Source organism: Pseudomonas sp. BP11-1-1 (assembly GCF_052112105.1).
GTDB classification, from domain to species: Bacteria; Pseudomonadota; Gammaproteobacteria; order Pseudomonadales; family Pseudomonadaceae; genus Aquipseudomonas; species Aquipseudomonas alvandae.
The window spans coordinates 577699-602812 of sequence record NZ_JAUTYU010000003.1 but is presented as its reverse complement, the minus strand read 5'-3'; the positions used below and the strand labels follow the sequence as shown (position 1 = coordinate 602812).

At 62.8% G+C, this 25114-nt stretch carries 21 protein-coding genes; 5 read left to right on the top strand and 16 right to left on the bottom strand.

What is annotated here, in order from left to right; genetic code table 11:
* Nucleotides 1-76: 76 nt before the first annotated feature.
* The 4 genes from Q7C33_RS09270 to Q7C33_RS09255 are packed head-to-tail and all read right to left on the bottom strand — an operon-like array spanning nt 77 to nt 3233.
* Nucleotides 77-427 (bottom strand): RidA family protein, encoded by a 351-nt coding sequence (locus Q7C33_RS09270; RefSeq protein ID WP_407683260.1) that lies wholly within the window; start codon nt 425-427, stop codon nt 77-79.
* Complete coding sequence (locus tag Q7C33_RS09265) at nt 424-1797, bottom strand: FAD/NAD(P)-dependent oxidoreductase (protein WP_407683259.1); 1374 nt, start codon at nt 1795-1797, stop codon at nt 424-426. Before Q7C33_RS09265 ends, Q7C33_RS09270 begins: the two co-directional genes overlap by 4 nt.
* Nucleotides 1790-2119: a (2Fe-2S)-binding protein gene (locus Q7C33_RS09260; RefSeq protein ID WP_198796396.1), complete on the bottom strand. Its 330-nt coding sequence runs from the start codon at nt 2117-2119 to the stop codon at nt 1790-1792. Before Q7C33_RS09260 ends, Q7C33_RS09265 begins: the two co-directional genes overlap by 8 nt.
* Nucleotides 2109-3233 (bottom strand): NAD(P)/FAD-dependent oxidoreductase, encoded by a 1125-nt coding sequence (locus Q7C33_RS09255; protein ID WP_407683258.1) that lies wholly within the window; start codon nt 3231-3233, stop codon nt 2109-2111. The genes Q7C33_RS09260 and Q7C33_RS09255 overlap by 11 nt, the downstream gene beginning before the upstream one ends.
* Before the next feature lie 156 nt (nt 3234-3389).
* Here Q7C33_RS09255 and Q7C33_RS09250 point away from each other — a divergent pair, with 156 nt between their 5' ends.
* The 3 genes from Q7C33_RS09250 to Q7C33_RS09240 all read left to right on the top strand — a co-directional run bounded on the left by Q7C33_RS09250 (nt 3390) and on the right by Q7C33_RS09240 (nt 6454).
* Nucleotides 3390-4295: a LysR substrate-binding domain-containing protein gene (locus tag Q7C33_RS09250; protein WP_198796394.1), complete on the top strand. Its 906-nt coding sequence runs from the start codon at nt 3390-3392 to the stop codon at nt 4293-4295.
* Between the two features lie 126 nt (nt 4296-4421).
* Nucleotides 4422-5507, top strand: coding sequence for an aromatic ring-hydroxylating oxygenase subunit alpha (locus tag Q7C33_RS09245; protein WP_258647269.1), 1086 nt, complete (start codon nt 4422-4424; stop codon nt 5505-5507).
* Nucleotides 5504-6454 (top strand): PDR/VanB family oxidoreductase, encoded by a 951-nt coding sequence (locus Q7C33_RS09240; RefSeq protein WP_334597720.1) that lies wholly within the window; start codon nt 5504-5506, stop codon nt 6452-6454. The genes Q7C33_RS09245 and Q7C33_RS09240 overlap by 4 nt, the downstream gene beginning before the upstream one ends.
* A 125-nt stretch (nt 6455-6579) precedes the next feature.
* Here the strand turns inward: Q7C33_RS09240 and Q7C33_RS09235 are convergent, their stop codons facing one another.
* The 4 genes from Q7C33_RS09235 to Q7C33_RS09220 form a co-directional block, all read right to left on the bottom strand.
* Nucleotides 6580-7293, bottom strand: coding sequence for a GntR family transcriptional regulator (locus Q7C33_RS09235; RefSeq protein WP_030140649.1), 714 nt, complete (start codon nt 7291-7293; stop codon nt 6580-6582).
* 186 nt (nt 7294-7479) lie between these two features.
* Nucleotides 7480-9357: a feruloyl-CoA synthase gene (locus Q7C33_RS09230; protein ID WP_407683257.1), complete on the bottom strand. Its 1878-nt coding sequence runs from the start codon at nt 9355-9357 to the stop codon at nt 7480-7482.
* A 144-nt stretch (nt 9358-9501) separates the two neighbouring features.
* Nucleotides 9502-10950: an aldehyde dehydrogenase gene (locus Q7C33_RS09225; protein ID WP_407683256.1), complete on the bottom strand. Its 1449-nt coding sequence runs from the start codon at nt 10948-10950 to the stop codon at nt 9502-9504.
* An 87-nt stretch (nt 10951-11037) separates the two neighbouring features.
* Nucleotides 11038-11868, bottom strand: a complete 831-nt coding sequence (locus tag Q7C33_RS09220; protein ID WP_030140645.1) for a p-hydroxycinnamoyl CoA hydratase/lyase — start codon at nt 11866-11868, stop codon at nt 11038-11040.
* A 213-nt stretch (nt 11869-12081) separates the two neighbouring features.
* Between Q7C33_RS09220 and Q7C33_RS09215 the strand changes: the two genes are divergently transcribed.
* On the top strand, nt 12082-12570 hold the full coding sequence (locus Q7C33_RS09215) for a MarR family winged helix-turn-helix transcriptional regulator (protein WP_198796389.1): 489 nt from the start codon (nt 12082-12084) through the stop codon (nt 12568-12570).
* 177 nt (nt 12571-12747) lie between these two features.
* Here the strand turns inward: Q7C33_RS09215 and Q7C33_RS09210 are convergent, their stop codons facing one another.
* Nucleotides 12748-14052, bottom strand: coding sequence for an OprD family porin (locus Q7C33_RS09210; RefSeq protein WP_198796388.1), 1305 nt, complete (start codon nt 14050-14052; stop codon nt 12748-12750).
* 309 nt (nt 14053-14361) lie between these two features.
* Between Q7C33_RS09210 and mhpT the strand changes: the two genes are divergently transcribed.
* Nucleotides 14362-15585: a 3-(3-hydroxy-phenyl)propionate transporter MhpT gene (gene mhpT, locus Q7C33_RS09205; protein ID WP_407683255.1), complete on the top strand. Its 1224-nt coding sequence runs from the start codon at nt 14362-14364 to the stop codon at nt 15583-15585.
* A gap of 255 nt (nt 15586-15840) precedes the next feature.
* Here the strand turns inward: mhpT and Q7C33_RS09200 are convergent, their stop codons facing one another.
* The 7 genes from Q7C33_RS09200 to Q7C33_RS09170 all read right to left on the bottom strand — a co-directional run bounded on the left by Q7C33_RS09200 (nt 15841) and on the right by Q7C33_RS09170 (nt 25055).
* Nucleotides 15841-16920 (bottom strand): tartrate dehydrogenase, encoded by a 1080-nt coding sequence (locus tag Q7C33_RS09200; protein WP_030140641.1) that lies wholly within the window; start codon nt 16918-16920, stop codon nt 15841-15843.
* A 34-nt stretch (nt 16921-16954) separates the two neighbouring features.
* Nucleotides 16955-18412 (bottom strand): NAD-dependent succinate-semialdehyde dehydrogenase, encoded by a 1458-nt coding sequence (locus Q7C33_RS09195; RefSeq protein ID WP_407683254.1) that lies wholly within the window; start codon nt 18410-18412, stop codon nt 16955-16957.
* Nucleotides 18413-18539: 127 nt separating this feature from the next.
* Nucleotides 18540-19700, bottom strand: a complete 1161-nt coding sequence (argE, locus tag Q7C33_RS09190; RefSeq protein ID WP_198798389.1) for an acetylornithine deacetylase — start codon at nt 19698-19700, stop codon at nt 18540-18542.
* Nucleotides 19697-21538, bottom strand: a complete 1842-nt coding sequence (locus tag Q7C33_RS09185; protein ID WP_198798388.1) for an ABC transporter ATP-binding protein — start codon at nt 21536-21538, stop codon at nt 19697-19699. Before Q7C33_RS09185 ends, argE begins: the two co-directional genes overlap by 4 nt.
* Nucleotide 21539: 1 nt before the next feature.
* Nucleotides 21540-22415 (bottom strand): ABC transporter permease, encoded by an 876-nt coding sequence (locus Q7C33_RS09180; protein ID WP_334597724.1) that lies wholly within the window; start codon nt 22413-22415, stop codon nt 21540-21542.
* The gene (locus tag Q7C33_RS09175; RefSeq protein ID WP_030140636.1) at nt 22412-23368 is read right to left on the bottom strand and encodes an ABC transporter permease; all 957 of its coding nucleotides are present in this window, start codon (nt 23366-23368) and stop codon (nt 22412-22414) included. The genes Q7C33_RS09180 and Q7C33_RS09175 overlap by 4 nt, the downstream gene beginning before the upstream one ends.
* Nucleotides 23369-23408: 40 nt before the next feature.
* Nucleotides 23409-25055 carry an ABC transporter substrate-binding protein gene (locus Q7C33_RS09170; RefSeq protein WP_030140635.1) on the bottom strand — a complete coding sequence of 549 codons (1647 nt, stop codon included), beginning with the start codon at nt 25053-25055 and terminating at the stop codon, nt 23409-23411.
* Between the last annotated feature and the right edge of the window lie 59 nt (nt 25056-25114).

Below are 25114 nucleotides of genomic sequence, written 5' to 3'. Positions count from 1 at the left end.
CAGCAACGTGAACAAGCGCGGGCGACGGCTCTGGTGGTCGTCTTGCCCGGTAACGGCAGAACAGCGGTCCGGCGTGCTACACCGCTGCGGTGACGATGAGTTCCAGCAGGATCTGCGGGTCATCGAAGGCCACTTGCGCGGTGGCCCGCGCGGGGGTGTTCGCAGCGTCGACCCATTCGCTCCACAGCGCGTTCATCGCGGCGAAATCGCCGCCCATGTCCTTCATCCAGATCTGCACGCTGAGCAGGCGACGTTTGTCCGTGCCCGACGCGGCGAGCAATTCATCGACCCGTTGCAGCACTTGGCGGGTCTGGCCCTGAATGTCCTGGCTGCAGTCAGCGGCGACGATGCCGCTGAGCCAGGCCACGCCGTTGTGCACGACGCTGCGGCTCAGGCGCGGGTTGCTTTCGATACGTTGGATGGTCATGACAGTTCCTCCAGTGAGTGGCTTTCGCCGGCCAGTTGAGCCAGCGTGATCGGTTTGAGGGGCGGACGAATGCGGTAGTAGCCCACCTCGGCGGGCGGCACGTGGCGATGGGCGGCGATGATCTGGGTGACACTCAAGCCGCACTGGCGGCCCTGGCACGGACCCATGCCGCAACGGCCGAAGGCCTTGGTCTGGTTGGGTCCCAAACAGCCGAGGTCGACATAACGGCGGATATCGCCGGCGCTGACTTCTTCACAGCGACACACCATCACGTCATCGGCCGGCACGCAGCTCCGTGCCAGGGGACGATAAAGTGCGTCGATCAAAGGGCGCGCGGCGCGGGCGCGACCCAAGGCTTTTTGAATCAGGAGCGTTCGGTTGCGCTGCCCGGCAATGGCAGAGGCGACGAGACGCCCTTCGAGCTGCGCAACCTGCGCACCACCGATGGCGCCGCCGTCACCGGCGATATAAATGCCCGCGGCGCTGGTTTCGCCGACGCCATTACGGCGCGGGGCCCAGCACAGCTGCGACTCGCTCCAGTCATGCTCCAGGCGCAGTGACCGGCTGATCTGCGTATGAGGGACCACGCCCTGGTGCAATAAAATCAGTTCGGCGGACACTTGGTGATGCTGCCCGCCACTGACGAAGCTCAAGGCGTTGGCGCGATCATTACCCTCGATGCGCAGGTTACCGGCACCGCGAAAATGGCGGATGCCGGCACGCTTCAGTTCAACCAGCAGCCCCGCGCCCTTGAGCAAGTCGCGCCAACCTCGCATCGCACCTGGAATGGTGCGCCAGGCCTTGAGCAGATCACGTCCCTGGCTGGTATCGACGAGCGCCTCGACAGCAATTCCCGCCCGCAAGTACTGCACCGCCAGCAAATACAACAACGGACCGCAGCCCGCCAGGACCACAGGTCCCGCCGGGACCATGGCCGCGCTCTTGAGCAAAATTTGCCCCGCGCCAGCGGTCATGACGCCGGGCAAGGTCCAGCCGGGGATCGGCATGGGACGTTCGAAGGCGCCCGTGGCGATCAGCAGATGGCGCCCTTGCAGGATTCGCGCACGGCCTTCGACCAAGTAGTGAACCTCACGCTGCGGCGTGACTTGCCAGATCGCCGCGTTGGGCACGTAGCGGGCTCCGCATTGGCTGAACTCGGCCGCCAACTTCGCTCCGGCGCTGTAATCGGCGCCCAGCACCGCACGGCTGCCGGCATCGGCTTGAAGTACCTGGCGATAGATCTGCCCGCCGGGGCTGGCCTGCTCATCCAGCACCGCCACCGACAATCCATGGGCCCGCGCCTCGAGCGCCGCGCTCATGCCGGCCGGTCCGGCACCGATGATGATCAGGTCGATCGCGACATTACTCATCGCTCACCTCCCCAGCCGGCACCAAGGCTGCGGCGCCGCATTGCCGACGCACGCGCATGCCCGCACGCACGGGCACCAGGCAGGATTGGACGTTGGCCTGGCCGTCCACCTGCACCAGGCATTCGAAGCACACGCCCATCATGCAATACGGTGCGGCGGGCCTGCCGCTGATAGCGCTTTCGCGGGTGTGACGGATACCGCTGGCGAGCAAGGCCGCCGCCAGGGACACCTTGTCCGGCACGCTCAACGGCTGGCCTTCGAATTCGATCGATACGTTCTGCTGCGCGACGGCCAAAGACCGGAAAAGGCTGTCAGCCGACATGGTGCATCTCCATGGATGAATTGAAGCGGTGCAGGCCGAACGGCTTCACGGCGGGGTCATCGAATTCACCGGCCATCCAAGGGGCCAGGCGCAGGGCATGAACGGCGGCCAACGTCACGCCGCTGTGGCAACTGACCACCGACAGCCCCGGGCAGCCCTGGGACATTTCGTAGATCGGAAACCCGTCGGCGCTCATCACCCGCAATGCGCCCCAGGCCCGCACCAAATGCACGTCACCCAGCAGCGGAAAACACTGCACGGCGCGCCTGGCGATAGCGGCCATGACCTGGCTACCGGTGCCATCGTCGAAACCGGCCGATTCATGGGAATCGCCCAACTGCACCGTGCCTTCGTCGGTCTGGCGAACATAGGTGGTGGGGTAATGCAGGAAGGGCTTGAGGCGTTCGGTCACCAGGATCTGTCCGCGATTAGGCTGCACAGGCACATCCAATCCAACCTGCTCACCCAACGCGCGATTGCCAAGGCCGGCGGCCAGGACCACCTGGCAGGCCGACCAACGCTGATCGCCTGTCCTTAATTGAAAACCCGTGTCATTCGGTTCGATGGCGTCGACGTGGTAGCCGTTGATCAATCTGACACCACGCGACTTGCACGCCGCGTAGAGCGAACGCAACAGTTTCAGCGGGTTCACATGACCGTCCATGGGCGAGAAGCAACCGCCCACCACATCGGGCCCGATGCCCGGCAGGCGGCCGCGCAGTTGCGCCGAGTCCAGCAGCTCGTAGGGGTAGTCACCGTCAAGGGCCTCGCGCAGCCAGCCCAGGCGCGCGGCTTCCTCGGCCATTTCCGCATCGCTCAGGCACAGCTGGAAACCGCCCTGCTGGCGCAGATGGATATCGATCCCGGTATCGGCTTGCAACGCTGCCGCGAAGCGTGGCCACAACGCCACCGATTCGCGGGTCCATTGCGCATAAGGGCTCATGCCGTAGCCCTTGCCCTGAACCCAAAGCAGGCCGAAGTTGCCCCGGGCGGCGCGGATGGCGTCGTCGCCCTCGTCGAGCACGCTTACCTGGCGTCCGAGCAAGGCCAGGCCATAAGCGATGGACATACCCACCAGGCCACCGCCTACGATGATCACATCAGTTTTTTGCATGGCTGCCCTGCACCGTATTTAGCCGCTCCGTTTCATTAGAAACGCTGATTTTTCGGCCTTGTGAATCGTCGAGGGAAATCCTAGGACGCTGCCAAGCTCATGAAAAATGCTTTATTTTGGATAGCTCATGTCTTTTTGTTATGGATAGGTAAGCCTATGAACCTTCGCCAGCTGGAAGCCTTTCGTGCAGTGATCCTGGGGCAGACGGTGACCCGCGCCGCCGAAATGCTGCACATCTCCCAGCCCGCCGCGACCCGGCTGATCGCCAGCCTGGAGGAAGACATCGGTTTCAGCCTGTTCGACCGCATCAAGGGGCGCCTGCAACCCACCGCCGAAGCCATGACGCTGTATCAGGAAGTGCAGCGTTCGCTGCTGGGCGTCGAGCGGATCGCGCGCACCGCCCAGGACATCCGCAATTTGAAGCGTGGTTCGTTGCACATCGCTTGCGCACCGGCCATGGGCTTGTCGTTCCTGCCCCGGGCCATCGCCGCGTTCATGGCCGAGCATGACCAGGTGCAGATCACCCTGATGGTGCAGTCATCGCGAGAAGTGGTGGACCTGGTGGTGGGCCAACGCTGTGACCTGGGCTTGATCGTCCTGCCCAACACCTACCCGAGCCCCCGCGCCGAAAGACTGCTGGCGACGCGGATGCTCTGCGCCCTGCCCGCCGGCCATCGCCTGGCGGAGCGCGCGACGATCGTCCCGGAAGACCTGCAAGGCGAGCCATTCATTTCCTACCCGCAATCCATTGGCTCTCGCCAGCACATCGACGCAATCTTTGCCGCCCATGGCGTGGAACGTGAGCTGCGGCTGGAAACGCAGCTCTCCCAGCCCATGTGCACCTTCGTCGAACAAGGCCTCGGCGTTGCTTTGGTGGACGCGATCAGCGCGGTTGAATACCGGGGCAATGGCATCGTCTTCCGCGCCTTCGAACCGGCGATTGAAATGGACTTCAGCATGCTGTTGCCGATCCAGGGACCGCTGTCGAAATTGCAGGCGAGCTTCTTGGCGCATATGCAGCGATTCATCGATGTGCAGGTGCCGGCGGCCTATCGCTTTTAGGTGAACCAATGGATCCATTGATCGCAGCCAATCATCAGACGATCCGCCAAAACCGTTGACAAGTAAATTAGTTAAGAGAGTTAATGGATCCACAGATAAAAACAAAACCAGCCTGGAGATCCGCTCATGTACCCCAAGAACACCTGGTACGTCGCCTGCATGCCTGATGAAATTGCCGAGAAGCCGCTGGGGCGGCAGATCTGTGGCGAGAAAATGGTTTTCTACCGAGGGCACGAAGGCAAGGTCGCGGCGGTCGAGGACTTCTGCCCGCACCGTGGCGCCCCGCTCTCGCTGGGCTATGTCGAAAACGGCAATTTGGTGTGTGGCTATCATGGCCTGGTGATGGGGGGTGACGGCAGGACTGTCGAGATGCCCGGCCAGCGGGTACGCGGTTTTCCCTGCAACAAGACCTTTGCGGTGCAGGAGCGCCATGGGTTTATCTGGGTCTGGCCGGGTGAGCAGGCACTGGCCGACCCGGCGCTGATCCCGCATCTGGAATGGGCGGAAAGTGACGAATGGGCGTACGGCGGCGGCCTGTTCCACATTCACTGCGACTATCGCCTGATGATCGACAACCTGATGGACCTGACCCACGAAACCTACGTGCACGCGTCAAGCATCGGGCAAAAGGAAATCGATGAGGCGCCGCCAGTGACCACCGTCGAAGGCGACGAAGTGGTCACTGCCCGGCACATGGAAAACATCATGGCCCCGCCGTTCTGGCGCATGGCGCTGCGCGGCAACAACCTCGCCGATGATGTGCCGGTGGACCGCTGGCAAATCTGCCGCTTCACCCCGCCCAGCCATGTGCTGATCGAAGTCGGTGTGGCCCATGCCGGCAAAGGCGGTTATCACGCGGCGCCGCAGTTCAAGGCGTCGAGCATCGTGGTGGATTTCATCACCCCGGAAACCGAGACGTCCATCTGGTACTTCTGGGGCATGGCCCGGCATTTCCAGCCCCAGGACGAAGCGCTGACCGCCAGCATTCGCGAAGGCCAGGGCAAGATCTTCAGCGAAGACCTGGAAATGCTCGAACGCCAGCAGCGCAACTTGCTGGACCATCCGCAACGCAACCTGCTCAAGCTCAACATTGACGCCGGTGGCGTGCAATCGCGCCGGGTGCTGGAACGCTGGATCGCCCGGGAGCGGGAGCAAGAAGCGGCCCTGATCGCCAGCACGCGCCAGCCGCAACACGCGGAGCAACGGCCATGATCGAAGTCCAAGTCGCGGCGCGGCACGACGAAGCCCTGGACATCTGCAGCTACGAGCTGACACCTGTCGACGGCCAGGCACTCCCGGCCTTTACCGCCGGCGCCCATATCGATGTGCATTTGCCCGATGGGCTGATCCGTCAATATTCATTGTGCAATCACCCCGAGGAGCGACATCGCTACCTCATCGGCGTGCTCAAGGATCCCGCGTCACGGGGCGGCTCGCGCAGCCTGCATGAGCAGATCCGGCCGGGCATGCGCCTGCTCATCAGCGAACCGCGCAACCTGTTCACCCTCGCCGCCGAGGCGCGGCGCAGCCTGTTGTTCGCCGGCGGGATCGGCATCACGCCGATCCTGTGCATGGCCGAGCACCTGGCCCAGAGCGGTGCCGCATTTGCCCTGCATTATTGCGCCCGGTCCAGGGATCGCGCCGCTTTCGTCGAACGCTTGCAGCAATCGCCTTATGCCGACCGGGTTTTCCTGCACTTCGATGAAGACCCCGCCACGGCGCTGGATGCCGCTCGGGTCCTGGCGTCGCCCAGTGACGACCTGCACCTCTACGTGTGTGGCCCCGGCGGCTTCATGCAGCACATTCTCGACACCGCCAAGACCCAAGGCTGGCGGGAACCCAACCTGCATCGGGAATACTTCGCCGCCGCCCCGACCGACACCCGCGCCGATGGCCGATTTTCGGTGAAACTTGCACGCAGCGGCCAGGTTTTCGAGATACCGCCGGACAGGAGCGTGGTCCAGGTGTTGGAAAGTCATGGCGTCGAAATCCCGATCTCGTGCGAGCAAGGCGTCTGCGGCACCTGCCTGACCCGAGTGCTGGAAGGCGTGCCGGAGCATCGGGACATGTTCCTCACTGAAGCCGAGCAAGCCTGCAACGACCAGTTCACGCCGTGCTGTTCAAGGTCCAGGACGCCGTTGTTGGTGTTGGATCTCTGAGTCCGCAGCCCTCTACAAAACCCTGTGGGAGCGAGCTTGCTCGCGATAGCGGTGTGTCAGCAACGTCTTTATTGCTGAACCTCCGGCCATCGCGAGCAAGCTCGCTCCCACAGATATTTGCGCCTCTAGTCAGGCCGCAGGATCACCTTCATCCGCTCATCCGCCAGCGTCGAGCCAAACACCTCGGCATAACGCAGGGTGGCGTTGGCATGCTCGCGCATGATCGCCTCGGCACGGGCGCCCTGGCGATTGACCAGCGCGTCGAACACCGAGTGATGCTGCATGTGGGCGTAGTTGAAACGACGGTACTCGCCGGCCATGTTCTGGCGATCGACCGCCAGGGCGGTGACGGAGGCGAATGGCAGGTGGTCGTTGCGCGCCAGGGCGTCGGCGATGGCCGGGTTGTGGCTGCCTTCGACGATCACTTGGTGAAAGCGCATATTGAGGTCGTGATAGACCTCCAGGTCCTCTTCGGTCACATGGCCTTTGGCGAACAGTTCGTCGCCTTGCACAAGGCACAGTTCGAGCGCGCGCCGAGCCTCGTCGGATAAACCGCGTTCGGCCGTCTGGCGGGCGGCTAACCCTTCAAGCACCCCACGCACCTCCACCGCTCCGGCAATCTCCTCGGCGCTGACAGAGCGCACCTGGAAACCACGCCCGCCAAAACGCACCAACAGCCCTTCCTGCTCCAAGGTACGAAACGCCATGCGCACCGGCATGCGCGAGACGCCGAACAATTGCGCCGTGGGGATTTCCATCAAGCGCTCGCCCGCCGCCAGTTCGCCTGAAGCGATCATTCGACGCAATGCAACCAGCACCGTTTGGCCGGGCTTACTCATTCAGGTGATATCCAGAGAAGAGAGAGCCGCCATAGTAAAAGGCCTGGAACGGGGTGTCACGGCGCTATATGAATCAGCAGAGGCACCTGTGGGAGCGGGCTTGCTCGCGAAAACGGTGTGTCAGTGAACATGGAAACGACTGAACCACCGCATTCGCGAGCAAGCCCGCTCCCACAAAAAGCGCTTTCAGCCGGTGGTGCCGGCGCGCAAGACGGTGGGGTCTTCTCCCCGATACAGCGCCTCGACCTTGGCCGCGCGCCATTGCAACACGGCGCGCTGGTTGATCGAGCCTTTGTCGGTGATTTCACCACGGTCGATGGAGGCCGGCTCGTCGAGCAGTGCGATCCATTCCACACGACTGGCGTTGCCATTGGCATCACGGTTCAGCCGCTGCAACCAATCGGCAAACCATTGGCGCACCGGCGGGCTCGCCAGGACCTCGGCGTCGCTGGCGTCCGCGGCCAGGCCCGAGAGCCTGCGGCAGTCGTGCAGGCGCGGGAACACCAGCGCACCGAGGTGCGGACGATCCGGCGCCGTCACCACCAGGTCCTGGACGTAAGGCGTTCCCTCAAGCACCGCGCGATTGCGCAACGGCCCGACGCTGACGAATACGCCGGAAGAGAGCTTGAAATCCTCGGCGATGCGCCCGTCGAACATCAGCCCCAGTTGGGGATTGGCGGAATCGGCGAGCTTGATGGCATCGCCCGAGCAATAGAAGCCGGCGTCGTCGAACACTTCGGCAGTCTGCTGCGGCGAACGCCAGTAGCCGGGCATGATGTGCGGCCCGCGAAAGCGTCCTTCGAACTTGCCATCCACCGGCACCAGCCGCACTTCGCAACCGGGCGCCGGCAGACCGATGTAGCCAGCCATGGACAGCGGCCCGGTGGTGAAGGTGCAGGACGGCGATGCTTCAGTCATGCCCAGGCCGGCCATCATGCGGATCCGTTCGCCGCAATGTTGCTCGGCGACTTTGTCGAGTCGATCCCAGGTGCTTTGGGAAAGGCCCGCCGCGGCGAAGAAGAACAGGCTGATACGCTTGAAAAAGCGTTCGCGCAACTCGGCGTCCTGTTCCAAGGCGCTCACCAGCTCTTCCCAGCCCTTGGGCACGGTCAGGTAGGCCGTCGGGGAAATCTCCTTGAGGTTGCGCAAGGTTTCAGCGAACCCTTGGACGGTGGGCTTGCCATCGTCCAGGTAAAACGTGCCGCCGTTGTACAGCACGATGCCGACGTTGTGGCTGCCGCCAAAGGTATGGTTCCACGGCAACCAGTCCACCAGCACCGGCGGTTCTTCGCCGAACACCGGGAAGGTTTGCAGCAACATCTGTTGATTGGCGCAGAGCATGCGCTGGGTGGTGATCACCGCTTTGGGCAGCTTGGTGGAACCGGAGGTAAAGAGGAATTTGGCGATGCTGTCCGGCCCCGTGGCGGCAAAGGCCCGCTCAGCCTCGACACCACCCGGTTGCGCGAGCAGGCTGGCGAAGCTTGTCCTGGTCCGGCCGGGTACATCTCCACGCACCGTGACCAGGGGAACATCCGCCGGTAACACGGCGTTGATTGCGCGCTCGAACGGCGCGGCGTCGCTGACGAACACCAGCCCCGGCTGCAACAGCTCGCAGACATGCCGCAGCTTGGCGAAATCCTGGGACAGCAGCGAATAAGCCGGCGACACCGGGCAATAGGGAATCCCTGCGTACATCGCGCCCAAGGCCATCTGCAAATGCTCGATATCGTTGCCCGACAGCAGCGCCAAGGGTTTTTCCGCCGATAAACCATAGGCCAACAAGCCTTGGGCGATGGCCCGCACGCTGCCGAGCATCTCGGCATAACTGACGTGACGCCAGTCGCCCTTGTTTTCCCGCGCAGCGATAAAGGTCTGGTTCGGCCGTACCTCGGCCCAGTGCACCAGGCGATCGAGCAAACGCTGCGGCAACGGCGCCAAGGGTTCAAGGGAACGCATGTGCAGGACGCCCTGCTCTTCCTTCACTTCTACGGCGGGGTGACCAATCGACACCTGGCGATAGCGCACAGGCTCGGGCCGGGAGGATGATCTGAACTCGGAACTCACGGTGCATCTCCTCCATCAAGGCACGCTCGGGTCGCGCGAAGCGAGCGGAACGTGGCAGCACCTGGCTGCGGCCTTGTCATTGTTATGTCTGGCCTGCATCGGGCGATGGCTTTCGCGGCACACCGCCGGCAATGCGACGGATTTTCAGATCGGGTAATGCCGCGGGCCGTTCTGCATCGTCACCCAGCGCAACTGGGTGAAATGCTCGATGGACGCCTTGCCGCCGAAGCTGCCGTAACCGCTGGACTTGACGCCGCCGAAGGGCATTTGCGCTTCGTCGTGTACGGTCGGGCCGTTGATGTGGCAGATGCCGGACTCGATTCGTTGGGCCAGGGCCAGCGCGCGGGTGGTGTCGCGACTGAAGATCGCCGCCGACAAACCGAACTCCGAATCATTGGCCAGGCGCAGCAGCTCTTCGTCACCCTCGCCGCGCAGCAGCACCGCCACCGGTCCGAAGGATTCTTCGCGATACAGGCGCATGTCCGGCGTGACACCGTCGAGCAAGGTCGGCTGCAAGATGCTGCCGTCCAACTGGCCGCCCGCGACCAACTTCGCGCCTTTGGCCAGGGCATCGTCGATCAGGCCCTTGATGCGCTGGCCGGCACTGGCGTCCACCAGCGAACCCAGCACCGAATCACTGGCACCTGGATCCCCTGCGCGCAAGGTGGCGATCTTCGTCGTGAGGCGTTCGATAAAAGCGTCGGCAATGCTCGCATCGACGATCAAGCGCTCGGTGGACATGCAGATCTGGCCCTGGTTGAAATACGCCCCGAAAGCCGCGGCTTGCACCGCCGCATCCAGATCGGCATCGTCCAGCACCAGCAGCGGCGCCTTGCCGCCCAGCTCCAGCAATGCCGGCTTGAGGTGACGGGCCGACAATTCGCCGACGATGCGACCGACGTGGGTCGAGCCGGTGAAATTGACCCGTCGCACCGCCGGGTTGGCAATCAGGCGTTCGACGATGGCGGGTGCATCCGCCGGCGCGTTGCAGATGACATTGACGACGCCATCACCGAGGCCGGCGTCCTGCAATACCTGACCGATCAAACGGTGCACCGCCGGGCTGATTTCCGAGGCCTTGAGCACCACCGTGTTGCCGCACGCCAGCGGCATGGCGATGGCGCGGGTGGCGAGGATCACCGGGGCGTTCCATGGCGCGATTCCCAGCACCACGCCGCACGGCTGACGCAAGGCCATGGCGAAACTGCCGGGCACATCCGAGGGAATGACTTCGCCATTGATTTGAGTGGTCATGGAGGCGGCTTCGCGCAGCATGTTCGCGGCCAGGTGCACATTGAAGCCATACCAGTTGGCCATGGCACCGGTCTCGCCGGCGGCGGCGATGAACTCGCCGCTGCGGGCCTGCAATTGCTCGGCCGCGCGCAGCAAGCGCGTGCGACGTTCGTTGGGCGCCAACGCGGCCCAGGCAGGGAAAGCAGCTTGTGCGGCAGCCACGGCGGCGTCGGCGTCTTCCAATGTGGCGGCAGCGACGCGAGACACCACATCACCGGTCACCGGATTGCGGCGCTCGAAGGTCCGACCGTCACGGGCCGGGCACGATTGGCCGCCGATCAACAGGGGCACGTCCAGCATGGTGATTCCTCTTTATTGTCTTTATCGGAATGCATTCACAGTAGCGCCGGGAGCCGTGGGCGAACAGCTCCGAGGCGCCTTGTTGTCTCAACGCTTATAGGTTTGCAGGCCCGGCTTGATGCTCTTGTCGTCGAGGAATTGCTTCATCCCCTGCTCGCGTCCGCCTTCGGTGTCGAGCAGGCGCGACTGATCCAGCTTGGCGTAGAGGTAATCCTCGTTCTGCTCCCACGTCAGTTCGCGGCAACGCTTGAAGCCATGCTTGGCCGCACGCAGGACCACCGGGTTTTTCTCCAGCAGGTTGCGCGCCAGCTCGACGGTGACTTCACGCAGTTGCGCCAGGGGCACGCTTTCGTTGACCAGGCCCATCTCGGCGGCTTTTTGCCCGCCGAAGGTCTTGCCGGTCATGATGTAGTACAGCGATTGGCGATGGCCCACAGTGTCGGCCATGGCTTTGCTGACCAGGTTGCCGGGTGGGATGCCCCAGTTGATTTCCGAGAGGCCGAAGGTGGCTTCGTCGGCGCAGATTGCCAGGTCGCACGCCACCAGCGGGCTGAATCCGCCACCGAAACACCAGCCGTTGACCATGGCGATGGTCGGCTTGGTGTACATGCGCAGCAGTTTCCACTGCCATTGCGAGGCTTCGCGGCGAATTTTTTCCTGGAGGATTTCCGGCCCGGCGTCGACTTCGCGGAAGTATTCCTTGAGATCCATGCCAGCGGTCCAGGCTTCACCGGCGCCAGTGAGCACCAGCACGCCAGCGGCGGGATCCTGTTCCAGGGTTTCCAGCACATCGACCATCTCGCGGTTGAGGGTCGGGCTCATGGCGTTGCGTTTTTCCGGGCGATTGAGGATGACCCAGGCGATGCCGTCGTCGATCTCGACCTTGACCGTTGTCCAGCGACCTTCGTAGTTGCTCATGGCGCGTGCTCTCTTGTTCTTGGCTGAAGATGATCAAAAACTAACCCTGAATATTAGTTATGTCAATTAACTATTAACCGATTTACCTTTGTTTTTTCTGTAGCTGGATTGGCGCACTGAACGACAAATATGTGAACGACCGTAGCCATCGCCCGACAACCTCGGCAAACTGGATAGCGTTGTTAACCACTGAATTTGAGGATGCACTTTTCGATGGCCAAGTCTTCCAAGCTCGCCGACCCCGCCGCCGAGGCTCCGCTCGACGCCAGCGACACGCAGGCGTCGATGGATTCCGCCCTGGACGAGCTGATCGGCTACGCCTTGCGTCGCGCCCAGTTGAAGCTGTTCCAGAACCTGATCGGCCGTCTCGCCGTCCACGATCTGCGGCCCGCGCAATTTTCAGCCCTGGCGATCATCGACCAGAACCCGGGCCTGATGCAGGCCGACCTGGCCAAGGCGCTCGCCATCGAGCCGCCGCAGGTGGTGCCGTTGTTGAACAAACTGGAAAGCCGGGCCTTGGCCGTGCGGGTGCGTTGCAAGCCGGACAAGCGCTCCTACGGAATTTTCCTGAGCAAGACCGGCGAGACACTGCTCAAGGAACTCAAGCAGATCGCCACGGAGAGTGATCTCGATTCCACTGCCGCGCTTTCCGCAGCAGAGCGCGAGGAGCTGCTGCGGTTGTTGAAGAAGGTTTATCAATAGAAGACACCGCTCCCCCGTGGCGAGGGAGCTTGCTCCCGCTGGGTTGCGCAGCGACCCCAGGACAGTCCGACTCGTTTTACCCGAAGCTCCGCAGTCAATAGCCTGGGGCTGCTACGCAGCCAGCGGGAGCAAGCTCCCTCGCCACAACAGCCCTTCACACATCCCGATGTCCTTTCATCACCAAATCGGCACGCTGTACGTCACCAGAAACCGCGTCTGGTTTTCATCGCGAAACGCCGCCGTGCCGGGGAAATCGTTGCGATAGATCGATTTGCGCGCCAGCAGGCCGACGTTTTTCAGCGGACCGCTCTGGATCACGTAGCCAAGCTCCATCTGGAACTCTCGCTCCTTGCGATCCTCGGCGTTGAGGGCCGCGAGCTCGATGTGATCGCCACGCACGTAGCGCAACCGGGTCCGCAGGCCTGGCACGCCGACGGCGGCGAAGTCGTAGTCGTGGATCGCTTGCCAGGTGCGTTCCTTGGCATTGAGGAAGTCCGAGCTCATGGTCATTTCGCTCAAGCCCATCAGCTCGGTGCCAGACACGTACGGCGTCGCGGTGTCGCCGCTGGCATGCATGTAGCCCAGGCTCACGCGATGGCCGCCCAGGCGATACCCCACCAGCGCCGATACGTTGCGATTGTCCACCTTGCCAGCCTTGGCGGCGCCATCGTCGTCGCTGAAAAAGCTGCGCAGGTCGGTGGTCAGCACGCCGTCGCCCAGCGGCAGGTTGTGCAGCAATGCGAAGGTGTCCTGTTGGTACAGGTCAGCCACCTCGGCGTGGTAGACGCGCAGGCTGAGGTCCTTGTTGACCTGGTAATCGCCCCCCACATACGCCATATGGGACGTGGTCGCCGCGCCGTTGAAACGACGATTGGGCGACGCGATGGTCATGGGCTGGTAATCGGTGGAGTCGCGCCGTGCGATGCGGTCGATATAGCCGGTGTTCAGTGTCAGGCCATCGAAGTCCTTGGAGCTGAGCGTCGTCCCGCGAAACGTCTGCGGCAGCAACCGTGAGGGGCTGGCGAAAGCGAACGGCAAAAAGATCGACACGTCGCCGGTCTTTACGGTCGTCTGGGCGAAGCGCAGTTTTCCAGTCAGGCCCAGGCGCGAATACTCGTCTGCCGCGCGCTTATCGCTGGCGGACACCGGCAGCAGCTCAGTGCCGCTGCGATCCGGCGATGAGTCGAGCTTGATGCCGAGCAATCCCCGCGCATCGAGACCAAATCCGACCGCGCCCGGGGTGAACCCCGACTCCATGTTCATGAAGATGCCCTGGGCCCATTCCCGGGCCGCCGTCTTGGCGCCGTCGTCCTTGTAGTCGCGGTCCAGGTAGTAATTGCGCAAGGTCAACGTGCCATGGCTGTCGTCGACGAAGCCTTCGGCCCACGACGCGGCGGAACACAGGCTCAGACCGGCCAGGGCGAGCAGGTGAATGATCGGTGAAACGGCGGGCACGTGGGCGTACCGGATAACGTTCGGCATGTTCGATGTCCATTTTTTGTTGTTGTTTTTCTATCGAGGCGGGCGCCGGATGGCAGCCCCGCGGACAAAGAATGGAAATGATCGAGGCGCCTCGTCAATTGAGAATGTCCGATAATCGAACGTTAATATCTTTAACCAGTTTTACAAAGGACATGCTCTTTCCAAGCAAGCCTTTGATTTGCCGGGTGATCTGCGTCTGTTTTCCAGTCAGCACAGGACGATTCATTTTTTAGTTAGCTTTGTTATCTTAATCGCACCTGCTGGTTGCTTTGCGCCACAGTCCTGACAAAAACAATAAGAGGATTCGCCATGAACCATTCGCCGCGCCGGGCGACGTTGACCATCGCCTTGTGTTTCATCGTCGCGTTGATCGAGGGGTTCGACCTCCAGTCAGCCGGCACCGCTGCCGCCGGCTTGCGGCAGACGTTCAGCCTCGACCCGAAAATGATGGGATGGGTGTTCAGCGCGGGCATCATCGGGTTGCTGCCGGGTGCATTCTTCGGCGGCTGGATCGCCGACCGAATCGGTCGCAAGAAAATCCTGATCGCCGCCGTCCTGCTGTTCGGCGTGTTTTCCCTCAGCACTGCTTATGTCGAACAATTTTCCAGCCTGCTCGTGGTGCGCTTCATGACCGGACTTGGGCTGGGCGCCGCCCTGCCCAACCTCATCGCGTTATGCGCCGAGGCGGTAGGCGAGCAGCGGCGCGGCACGGCCATCAGCGTGATGTACGCCGGTGTTCCCCTGGGCGGCGCACTGGCGGCGGTGGTCGCGATGATGTTTGGCGAGCATTGGCAGATGACCTTTTTCATCGGTGGCCTGGCGCCCTTGCTGGTGGTGCCGCTGATGCTGTTGTGGCTGCCGGAGTCGAGCGCGTTCAAGCAGGTCCGGCACGTCAGTGGCGAAGCCCGCAGCTCCGTCGGCCAAGCGTTGTTTGGCGAAGGTCGAGGCATGACCACGCTGGGTCTCTGGTTGAGCTATTTCTTCACCCTGACGGTGATGTACATGTTGCTCAACTGGCTGCCCTCGTTGCTCTTGGAACAAGGCTTCAGCAAACCACAGGCCGGCCTGGTGCAGATGTTGTTCAACATCGGCGGAACCCTCGGCTCGCTGCTCGGCGGCCTGCTGCTGGACCGTTGCAACGCCATCAAGGTCGTGCTCTTCGTTTACGCCGGGCTGTTGAGCGCCCTGGCCGGGGTCGGGGTGTCAGTCGGCATCGTGCCGATGGGCATTGCCGGGTTCGCCGCCGGGTTGTTCGTCATGGCCGCACAGCTGGTCCTCTACGCGTTGGCGCCACCCTCCTACCCCACGGCCGTCCGTGCCACAGGTGTCGGAGCCGCAGTGGCCATCGGACGCCTGGGCTCGGTGGCCGGGCCGCTGGCCGCCGGCCAGATCCTCGCGGCCGGGGCCGGTACCAGCACCGTATTGCTGGCGACCTCACCGGGACTGATAATTGCGACGCTGGCCATCCTCGGCGTGATCCGCAACGCGGGCGGAACACGGGTCAGCACGGTGAACTCGGCGGAGCATTCCTGAAAATAGAAACAGCGGGATAAAACCGTGCTACCGCCTTCGCGAGCAAGCTCGCTCCCACATTGGATTTGTGGCGGTCACAAGATGCGCATACGCCGCAAAATCCTGTGGGAGCGAGCTTGCTCGCGAAGAGGCCGGCACTTCCAGCATGTCCATCGACCGTGACACCGCTTTCGCGAGCAGGCTCGCTCCCACTTAGATTTGCGGCGGTCACAAGATGCGCATACGCCGCAAACTTACAGGGGCAATGCGCCCCGCTCAAAGCGCCAAAGCAATAGCCTCCCCAACCTCCTGGGTCGAACCCCGGCCGCCGAGATCAGGCGTAATCGGCCCCTCGGCAATCACCCGTTCAATGGCCCTGAGAATCCCGTCATGCGCCGCACGATAGCGCTCATCACCATTGCCCAGGAAATCCAGCATCAAGGCCCCGGACCAGATCATCGCGATCGGGTTGGCAATGTTACGTCCATAGATATCCGGCGCCGAACCATGCACCGGTTCGAACAGCGAGGGATAGCGGCGCTCCGGGTCAAGGTTGGCCGAAGGCGCGATACCGATGGTGCCCGCGCAGGCCGGCCCGAGGTCGGACAGGATGTCGCCAAACAGGTTCGACGCCACGACCACGTCGAAACGATCCGGTTGGAGCACAAACCGCGCACAGAGAATATCGATGTGCTGCTTGTCCCAGGTGACGTCCGGGTACTGCTGCGCCATGAGCGCCGTGCGTTCGTCCCAGTACGGCATGCTGATGGAAATGCCGTTGGACTTGGTCGCCGCCGTCAGGCGTTTGCGTGGTCGGGCCTGGGCAAGATCGAAGGCGAACTTGAGGATCCGGTCCACGCCGCGTCGCGTGAACACCGACTCCTGCAGCACGAATTCATGGGCGGTGCCCTCGAACATCTTGCCGCCGACCGAGGAGTATTCGCCCTCGGTGTTCTCACGAATCACCACGAAATCGATGTCCCCGGGTTCGCGTCCGGCCAACGGGCACGGCACGCCGGGAAACAACCGTACGGGGCGGATGTTGACGTATTGGTCGAAGTCCCGACGAAACTTCAGCAGCGAGCCCCACAGCGAAATGTGGTCCGGGACCTTGTCCGGCCAACCCACGGCACCGAAGTAGATCGCGTCGAAGTCCTTGAGCTGCTCGAACCAGTCGGAGGGCATCATCTGCCCATGTTCCAGGTAGTAGTCGCAGTGGGCCCAGTCGAGCACTTCGATGCTCAAATCCAATTGCCATTTTTTCGCCGCCTGCTCCAGCACCCGCAGGCCCTCCGGCAAGACTTCCTTGCCAATGCCATCGCCGGCAATCGCGGCGATCCTGAATGACTTGTTCATCAACCCAATCTCCTCTGTCCAAACGGTGAAGGGATCACAGCCCACCGATGTGGAAGGCTTTGACTTCAAGGTATTCGTCCAGGCCGTACTTGCTGCCCTCGCGGCCCACGCCTGACTGCTTGATACCGCCAAAGGGGGCAACGTCCATGGAGATTAGCCCGGTATTGAGGCCGATCATGCCGAACTCCAGTGCCTCGCCGAACCGCCATGAGCGGCGCAAGTCCTGGGTAAAGAAATAGGCACCCAGGCCATAAGGCGTTGCGTTGGCCAGGGCCAGCGCCTCTTCTTCCGTGCTGAAACGCATCAATGGCGCGACCGGACCGAAGGTTTCTTCATTGGCAAGCAACATCCCCGCGTGCGCCTCGCCGAGCACCGTTGGCTGGACGAACTGGCTTTCGCCATCGGGGATGCCGCCGCAGAGCAGGCGCGCGCCCTGGCTCAACGCCTCATCGATATGCCGGGCAACCTTGCTGACCGCCGCCGCGTTGATCAGCGGGCCCACGTTCACCTCGGCATCCAGGCCATCGCCGACCTTCAGCTTGCCGACCTCCTCCACCAGGCGCCGGGCGAAGCGATCGTAGATGCCGTCCTGCACGAGGATCCGGTTGGCACAGACGCACGTCTGCCCCGCGTTGCGGAATTTGCTCAGCATGACGCCGGCCACGGCCTGCTCCAGGTCAGCGTCGTCGAACACGATGAACGGAGCGTTCCCCCCCAGTTCCAGGCTCAGGCGCTTGATGTGTTCGGCACTTTGGCGCATCAGCAGCCGACCGACCGCAGTGGAGCCGGTGAACGAGATCTTGCGCACCGTCGGGTTGCCGGTCAGCTCTTCGCCGATGCCGGCGGGCAGGCCGGTCACGACATTGAAGACCCCGGCCGGAATGCCGACCCGTTCAGCCAATACCGCCAGCGCCAAGGCCGACAGTGGTGTCAGATCCGAAGGCTTGACCACGATTGTGCAACCGGCGGCCAGGGCCGGCGCGCACTTGCGGGTGATCATCGCGTTGGGGAAATTCCATGGGGTGATCGCGGCACAGACACCGACCGGTTGCTTGAGCGTCAATAACCGACGATCACCGCTCGGGGCTTGCATGGTTTCGCCGTAGACCCGTCGCGCTTCTTCGGCGAACCATTTGACGAAGCTGGCGCCGTAGCGGATCTCGCCCATGGCCTCGGTCAGCGGCTTGCCCTGCTCACAGGTCAGGATCAGCGCCAGGTCGTCGAGGTTATCGAGCATCGCCTGATACCACCGGTCGAGCAACGCCGCTCGCTCCACCGCCGGGCGCGCCCGCCAGGCCGGCCAGGCACGGTCGGCGGCCTCGACGGCGCGCCGGGTTTCGCTGGCGTGTATCGCCGGTACCCGAGCGAGTACCTCGCCGGTGGCCGGGTTGATGACGTCCAAGGTAGCGGCGCTGTCGGCACCGACCCACTGGCCGTCGATGTAAGCGAGTTCCACCAGCAGGCTGGGGTCTTTCAGGCGATTCTTGAGCATGGCGTGGAGTCCTGTTTTGAGACAGTCTCCAGTCTATTGAGTCGTCCTGGACGAGGATGCTGAAAACGCCGGCCCTACAGCCGTGAATGCTGAATTTCAGCCTTCGACGGCACGCTTTACCGTGGCACTACCGAGCGCGCATCGAACCCAACAACCCTTGCAGAAAACGTTCGCCCGCGTCCATCTGGCTGACCTCGACGAACTCGTCAGGCTTGTGCGCCTGTTCTATCGAACCGGGGCCACAGACCACCACCGGTACGTCCAGGCGTTGCTTGAACAACCCGCCCTCGGTGCCGAACGAGACTTTGGCGGTGCCGGTGTCCGGGGCGGCAAAGTTTTTCAGGAAACGCACGGCTTCGACGCTCGGGTGGGTGTCGAGACCCGGATAGACGTTCAAGGTCTCGATGTCGATGGCAGCCACGCTGGACAGCTTCTTGGCTTCGCGCACGATCAAATCCGCCCGCTCGGTCATTTGCTCCAGGAACCGGTCGAGGTTGTCCGCCGGCAAGTTACGCACTTCGAAATCCAGGGTGCAGAGGTTTGGCACGATGTTCAGCGCCTTGCCGCCGACAATCTGCCCGACATGCACGGTGCTGTAGGGCACGTCGTAGCCGGTATCCTGGGCGCCCTGCTCCTGCAACTGTTGCTGGCTCAGGCGCAGCGCCGCGATGAAATCGCAGGCCACGTGGATCGCATTGACCGAGCGTGGCGCCAGGGAGGAATGCGCTTCGAGGCCGCGACAGTAGGTGCGGTAAGAGCCCTTGCCCTTGTGCCCGAGCACGAATTGCATTTGGGTCGGCTCGCCGATCACGCACAGGAACGGCCGGACCGGTGCCAGGTGCAGCACATCCAGCAGGCGCCGCACCCCGACGCAACCGATCTCTTCGTCATGGGACAGCGCCAATTGCAATGGCCGGCTCAAGGGCTCCTCCGTGGCGTCGAGCATGGCGTCGATGGCCAGCGCAATGAAACCCTTCATGTCGCAACTGCCACGCCCATAAATCCGCCCGTCCCGCACCGTCGCCTCAAACGCCGGGACAGTCCAGGCCTGCCCCGCCGCCGGCACCACATCGGTATGACCGGACAGCAGGATGCCCGGCACATCCCGTGGTCCGGCGCTGGCAAACAGATTGGCTTTCTTGCCCGTCTCATCCTTGACGATGAGCGACTCGATGCCCTTGGTCAGCAGCAAGTCCCGTACATACTCGATCAAGGCCATGTTCGACTCCGAGGAGACGGTGTCGAAGGCCATCAGCCGTTTGAGAATTTCCAGTGCCCTGGGTTTCATGCGTACGCCGCCACGGTCAGAGGGTTCGATTGCTGGGTTTTTATCAGTTCGGCGCTGTCATGGTGGCAGAGAATTTCACTGCCGCCGGCGATGGTCCGCCGCTCTGGCGCGACACAATTGCAGAGGCCATCCACCCGCACCGGGCAGCGGCTGAGGAAGGTGCACAAGCCAGGCACATTGGCTCGGGGCCCTAGGGTCGGCAATGTCTGGCACGTCGTTGCCCCGCAGCTTTCCAGCCAGCCCTGACGCAGTTCCGGCACGGAATGGATCAACAGGTCGGTGTAGGGATGGAACGGTGCTTGTGCGTAGGCGTCGCGGGTCCCGGCCTGGATCTTGTGGCCGCTGTACATCACCACGATGTCGTCACACAGGGCCCGGACGGTGGAAATGTCGTGACTGATGAACAGATAGGACACCCCGAGTTGCTGGCGCAGGTCGCGCAGCAGTTCCAGGATCGCCGCTCCGACCACCGTGTCCAGCGCCGAAGTCACCTCGTCGCAGAGAATCAGGTCCGGCTTGGCCGCCAAGGCCCGGGCCAGGTTGACCCGTTGTTTCTGCCCGCCGGACAGCTCGTTCGGCCGCCGGTCGGCCATCGTGCGCGGCAAACGTACCAGGTCCAGCAGCTCACCGATACGCTCGCGCAACGCCGTGCCCTTGAGGCCGAAATACATCTTCAACGGACGACTCAGGAGGGTGCTGACGCTGTGCATCGGGTTGAGCGCGGTGTCGGCATTCTGGAAAACCATTTGAATGCGTCGGAACTGCTCGTGAGTGCGTGACGACAGGCTGCCACCCAAGGGTTGACCATCGAAGGTCAAGCCGCCAAGGGCCGGTGTCAACAGCCCCGCCACCACTCGGGCCAAGGTCGATTTGCCAGAGCCCGACTCGCCAATCACGCCGATGGCCTGGCCTCGGCGGATCGTCAGGTCGATGTCTTCCAGCACGCGAATGGCGGGCATGCCCTGGGCATTTTTGTTGCCGTAGCCGGCGGTCAGTCCCTGGATGGTCAGCAACGGTGTTTCTTGCGCGATGTCGGCCGGTGGACGAATCGTCGTGTCCGGGCGCGCCGCCGCCAGCAAGCTGCGGGTGTATTCGTGGGACGGCCCTTGCAGCAAAGGTGCCGTAGCGCTGTGTTCGAAGATTTCACCGCCGTTGAGTACGACAATCTGGTCAGCCATCTGTGCCACGACCGCCAGGTCGTGGGACACATAGACCGCCGTCGCCCCGCGCTCATGGACCACTCGCTTGAAGGCCCGCAGCACATCGATCTGCGTTGTTACGTCCAGCGCCGTGGTCGGTTCATCGAGCACCACCAGCAACGGATCGCTGATCAATGCCATGGCCGCCATCACCCGCTGCAGTTGCCCGCCGGACACCTGGTGCGGATAGCGTTGGCCGATGCGATCCGGGTCCGGCAGGGCCAGGTCGCGGAACAGTTCGACTGCCTTGGTTTCAAGCTCGGCCCGGCTGCCCAGGCCGTGGATCAATGCGCCCTCCACCACTTGATCAATGAGTTTTTTCGCCGGATTGAACGCCGCTGCGGCGCTCTGGGCGATGTACGACACCCGGTTGCCCCGCAGCTTCTGCAATTGGCTGTCGTTCAGCGCCAGCATGTCATGCTCACCGACGTGCACGCTGCCGCCGGCCAACCGGCAACCGCGTCGGGCATACCCGAGCAGCGCCAGAGCAATGGTGGTCTTGCCGGAGCCGGATTCACCGATCAACGCCAGCACTTCACCCTTTTCCAGGGAAAAGCTGACGCCCTTGACGATATCGACTTCTCCACGCTCGCCACAGGCCACGACTCGCAAGCCCTCGACTCGAATCAATTCGCTCATCTCAATGGCCTCCCGTACGTCGATTGCGCCGCGACGACACCCGGTCGATGAACAGATTCACGCCGATGGTCAGGGTGCCAATCGCCAGGGCCGGAATCACGATGGCCGGCGCGCCCTGATTGAGGCCACCGATGTTTTCGCGCACCAGGGAGCCAAGGTCGGCGTCCGGCGGTTGCACGCCCAGCCCGAGGAAACTCATGCCGCTGAGCAGCAGCACGATGAAACCGAAGCGCAGACCCAGGTCCGCCAGCACCGGGTTGAGGATGTTCGGCAGGATTTCCACGCAGGCGATGTACAGTCGGCGCTCGCCCCGGGTGCGGGCGACTTGCACGTATTCCAGGGCTTCGATATTCACCGCCATGCTACGGGCGATGCGAAAGGCGCCGGGGGTATAGCTCAGCACCGCCGTACAGATCAGCAATGTGACCGAGGAACCGAAAGCCGAAACCATGATCAACGCGAGCATCTTGCTCGGGATCGAAATGAACGCGTCCATCAGCCGGCTGATCAGCTCATCCAACCACTTTGGCGACACCACCGACAGCAAGGCCAGGCTCGTGCCCAACGTGCTGGACAGCACCGCGGCTACCAGCGCGAGGCCGACGGTAAAGCGTGCGCCGACGAGAATCCGGCTGAGCATGTCACGGCCCAGGTAATCGGTGCCGAACGGGTACGCGGCGCTGAAGCTGTCGAAGACATTGTCAGAGACCACCTCACCCACCGGGTGCGGCGCCAGCCACGGGCCGAATATCGCCACCAACAGCCAGATCGCACACATCGCGGCGCCGGCCAGGCCCAGCCAGGACGCGCCATGGGGGTCTTTGCCCAACCCCAGCGCTGCGGCCGCAGGCGGGGATTTCACAATGAGATTGTTCATTGGTTTCTCAGCCTCGGATTGGAAAGAATCGCGCACAGGTCGGCAATCAGCACCAACGCCAGGTAAGCGGTACAGAACAACATCGTGCAGCCCTGGACCAGGGCCATGTCGCGGTTGGTCACGGCGTCGACCATCAGGCTGGCGATACCGGGGTAGTTGAAGATCGTTTCGACGATCACCACCCCGCCCAGCAGGTAGGACAGGCTCAGGGCGATGGCATTGGCGATGGGCCCGATGGCATTGGGCAAGGCATGGCGAAGCACGATGCGGACATTGCTCACGCCTTTGAGCCGGGCCATCTCCACATAGGGGCTGTCGAGCTGATCGATGACCGCCGCCCGGGTCATGCGCGACATCTGCGCGACAATCACGCAGCACAGCGTCATCACCGGCAAGGCGTAGGTGCGCATGAATTGCCAGGGTGAGGTGATGTCACTGGCGTAGGACAACGCCGACAGCCAACCCAGGTTTACCGCGAATATCAGCACCGCCAGGGTGGCCACCAGAAATTCCGGCACCGCTACCATGGTCAGGGTGAAAAAACTCAGGAAACTGTCGATGCGCCCGCCCCGGCCCATGGCCGAGCCGATACCCAGGGTCAACGCCACCGGCACCGAAACCAATGCCGTGGCCGCCGCGAGCATCAAGGTGTTGGGGACCCGGCCGGCCATCAGATCGACGACCGGCATGGCATTGGAAATCGACATCCCCAGGTCACCGCTGAGCAGGCTCGTCAGCCAGTGCAGGTAACGCAACACACCGGGCTGGTCGAGACCCATTTTCGCCCGCAGCGCGGCGACTTGTTCCGGTGTCGCGAACTGGCCCAGGGACTGTTGCGCCGCGTCGCCCGGCAGCACCGCCGTGATGGCGAACACCACCATGGACACAATCAGCAAGGTCAGGACCGCCGCCCCCAGGCGTCGGCCAATCAACCACAGTGTGTTGCTATTCATCAGCCGCCCCTCATGCAATGCAGCGTGAACCCGACGGTCATCAGGCGTCCAGCCAGACTTGCTCGGCGAACATGTAGCCCATGAAACCGCCCAACGGGTTGGCGCCATAGCCTTTGACACGCTGGTCGGCGCCGTCGATGTTGCTGATGAACACCGGCACGCCAATCCCGCTGTGTTCATGCACCAGGGCTTGCATGTCGCCATACATCTTGCCGCGCTTGGCCTCGTCGGTTTCCCCTCGCGCCTGTACCAGTAGCTGGTCGAACTGCTCGTTTTTCCAGCCCGACTCGTTCCACGGGGCCGTCGACTGGAAGAATTGCGAGAAGATCATGTCGGCATTCGGACGCGGGTTGATGTTGCCGAAGCTCAGCGGGTGCTTGGCCCAATGGTTGGACCAGTAGCCATCGCTGGGCAGCCGGTTGACGTCGAGCTTGAGCCCGGCCTCTTTGGCCGATTGCTGCAGCAACACCGCGACATCCACCGAACCGGTCGCGGCGGGTGAGCACATCAACGGCATGCTGATGCTTTCCATGCCGGCCTTCTTGAGCAAGAACTTGGCCTTTTCCGGATCGTAGGCCCGTTGTGGCAACTCCGCGTTATAGAAACGCGCACCGGGTGCGATGGGATGGTCGTTGCCGACCCGGGCGTAGCCACGGAAGATCGCCGACTTGATCTGCTCACGGTCCAGCAACAGCTTCATGGCCTGGGTGAATTCCGGGCTTTGGCCCGGCATCTGGTCCTGGCGGATGATCAGGTCAGTGTAGTTGCCCGACGGCGAATCGATGACCCGGTGCTTGGCGCTGGCCTTGATACGTGTGGTCGAGCGTGGGTTGACCTCGTTGACGATGTGCACGTCGCCCGACAACAGCGCGTTGATCCGCGACGATTCGTCGGCGATGCCAATGAATTCGATCTCGTCCAGGTACGGCAAGCCGGGTTTCCAGTAATTGGCATTGCGCGCCCCCACGGAACGCACGCCGGGCTTGAATTCCTTGACCTTGAACGGACCGGTGCCAATGCCCTGGCTGAAATCGCTGGTGCCTTCGGGCACGATCAGCATGTGCGAGACGGCCAGCACCGACGGCAGTTCAGCGTTGGGGCCGCTCAACTGTATCTGCACTTCGTGGGTGCCAACGGCTTTCACATCGGCGAACTGCGACGCCAGCGGCAGGACCTTGGAACCGGTGATCGGGTCCTTGTGGCGCAACAACGAGAACACCACGTCGGCGGCGGTCAGGGCCTTGCCATTATGGAACGTCACTTCCTTGCGCAGGCTGATCACCCAGAGGGTAGCGTCGGTGGTTTCGATGCGCTCGGCCAGCTCCAGCTGCGGGACCATATGGCTGTCGAAACGCGTCAGCCCGTTATAGAACATGTAATGGCGCACGTAGTCGGTGGAGGACGAACCTTTGGCCGGGTCCAGGGTGTCGGCGGTGGAACTGGTCGAACCGGCGACGCGGATCCGCCCGCCCGGCTTGCCTTTGCCAGGGCTTGCGGCCTCGTCATCGGCGAACAGCTTGCCGGCGGTGCCGAACAGGCTGCCGGCACCGGCCACCGCTACCCCGGCCAAACCGAGCATCTGCAATGCATTGCGGCGTGACATGCCGCGATTGAGCCCTTCGAAAATGCGCAGACTTTCCGTACCTGTTACCAGCTGGGTGTCGATACTGTTTTTCTTGTCAGTCATGTCAGTTCTACCTTTCGGAAGTGATAAGGCTCGATGGCTCGCGATTAACGCAACGTGGT

What these genes read in the sequence shown, in the direction of transcription:
- Q7C33_RS09255 (WP_407683258.1), bottom strand. Translation starts at nt 3,233, where the DNA reads ATGCAAAAAACTGATGTGATCATCGTAGGCGGTGGCCTGGTGGGTATG.
- Q7C33_RS09265 (WP_407683259.1), bottom strand. Translation starts at nt 1,797, where the DNA reads ATGAGTAATGTCGCGATCGACCTGATCATCATCGGTGCCGGACCGGCC.
- Q7C33_RS09245 (WP_258647269.1), top strand. Translation starts at nt 4,422, where the DNA reads ATGTACCCCAAGAACACCTGGTACGTCGCCTGCATGCCTGATGAAATT.
- mhpT (WP_407683255.1), top strand. Translation starts at nt 14,362, where the DNA reads ATGAACCATTCGCCGCGCCGGGCGACGTTGACCATCGCCTTGTGTTTC.
- Q7C33_RS09200 (WP_030140641.1), bottom strand. Translation starts at nt 16,920, where the DNA reads ATGAACAAGTCATTCAGGATCGCCGCGATTGCCGGCGATGGCATTGGC.
- Q7C33_RS09210 (WP_198796388.1), bottom strand. Translation starts at nt 14,052, where the DNA reads ATGCCGAACGTTATCCGGTACGCCCACGTGCCCGCCGTTTCACCGATC.
- Q7C33_RS09235 (WP_030140649.1), bottom strand. Translation starts at nt 7,293, where the DNA reads ATGAGTAAGCCCGGCCAAACGGTGCTGGTTGCATTGCGTCGAATGATC.
- Q7C33_RS09175 (WP_030140636.1), bottom strand. Translation starts at nt 23,368, where the DNA reads ATGAATAGCAACACACTGTGGTTGATTGGCCGACGCCTGGGGGCGGCG.
- Q7C33_RS09240 (WP_334597720.1), top strand. Translation starts at nt 5,504, where the DNA reads ATGATCGAAGTCCAAGTCGCGGCGCGGCACGACGAAGCCCTGGACATC.
- Q7C33_RS09270 (WP_407683260.1), bottom strand. Translation starts at nt 427, where the DNA reads ATGACCATCCAACGTATCGAAAGCAACCCGCGCCTGAGCCGCAGCGTC.
- Q7C33_RS09215 (WP_198796389.1), top strand. Translation starts at nt 12,082, where the DNA reads ATGGCCAAGTCTTCCAAGCTCGCCGACCCCGCCGCCGAGGCTCCGCTC.
- Q7C33_RS09225 (WP_407683256.1), bottom strand. Translation starts at nt 10,950, where the DNA reads ATGCTGGACGTGCCCCTGTTGATCGGCGGCCAATCGTGCCCGGCCCGT.
- Q7C33_RS09195 (WP_407683254.1), bottom strand. Translation starts at nt 18,412, where the DNA reads ATGCTCAAGAATCGCCTGAAAGACCCCAGCCTGCTGGTGGAACTCGCT.
- Q7C33_RS09170 (WP_030140635.1), bottom strand. Translation starts at nt 25,055, where the DNA reads ATGACTGACAAGAAAAACAGTATCGACACCCAGCTGGTAACAGGTACG.
- Q7C33_RS09250 (WP_198796394.1), top strand. Translation starts at nt 3,390, where the DNA reads ATGAACCTTCGCCAGCTGGAAGCCTTTCGTGCAGTGATCCTGGGGCAG.
- Q7C33_RS09185 (WP_198798388.1), bottom strand. Translation starts at nt 21,538, where the DNA reads ATGAGCGAATTGATTCGAGTCGAGGGCTTGCGAGTCGTGGCCTGTGGC.
- Q7C33_RS09260 (WP_198796396.1), bottom strand. Translation starts at nt 2,119, where the DNA reads ATGTCGGCTGACAGCCTTTTCCGGTCTTTGGCCGTCGCGCAGCAGAAC.
- Q7C33_RS09220 (WP_030140645.1), bottom strand. Translation starts at nt 11,868, where the DNA reads ATGAGCAACTACGAAGGTCGCTGGACAACGGTCAAGGTCGAGATCGAC.
- argE (WP_198798389.1), bottom strand. Translation starts at nt 19,700, where the DNA reads ATGAAACCCAGGGCACTGGAAATTCTCAAACGGCTGATGGCCTTCGAC.
- Q7C33_RS09180 (WP_334597724.1), bottom strand. Translation starts at nt 22,415, where the DNA reads ATGAACAATCTCATTGTGAAATCCCCGCCTGCGGCCGCAGCGCTGGGG.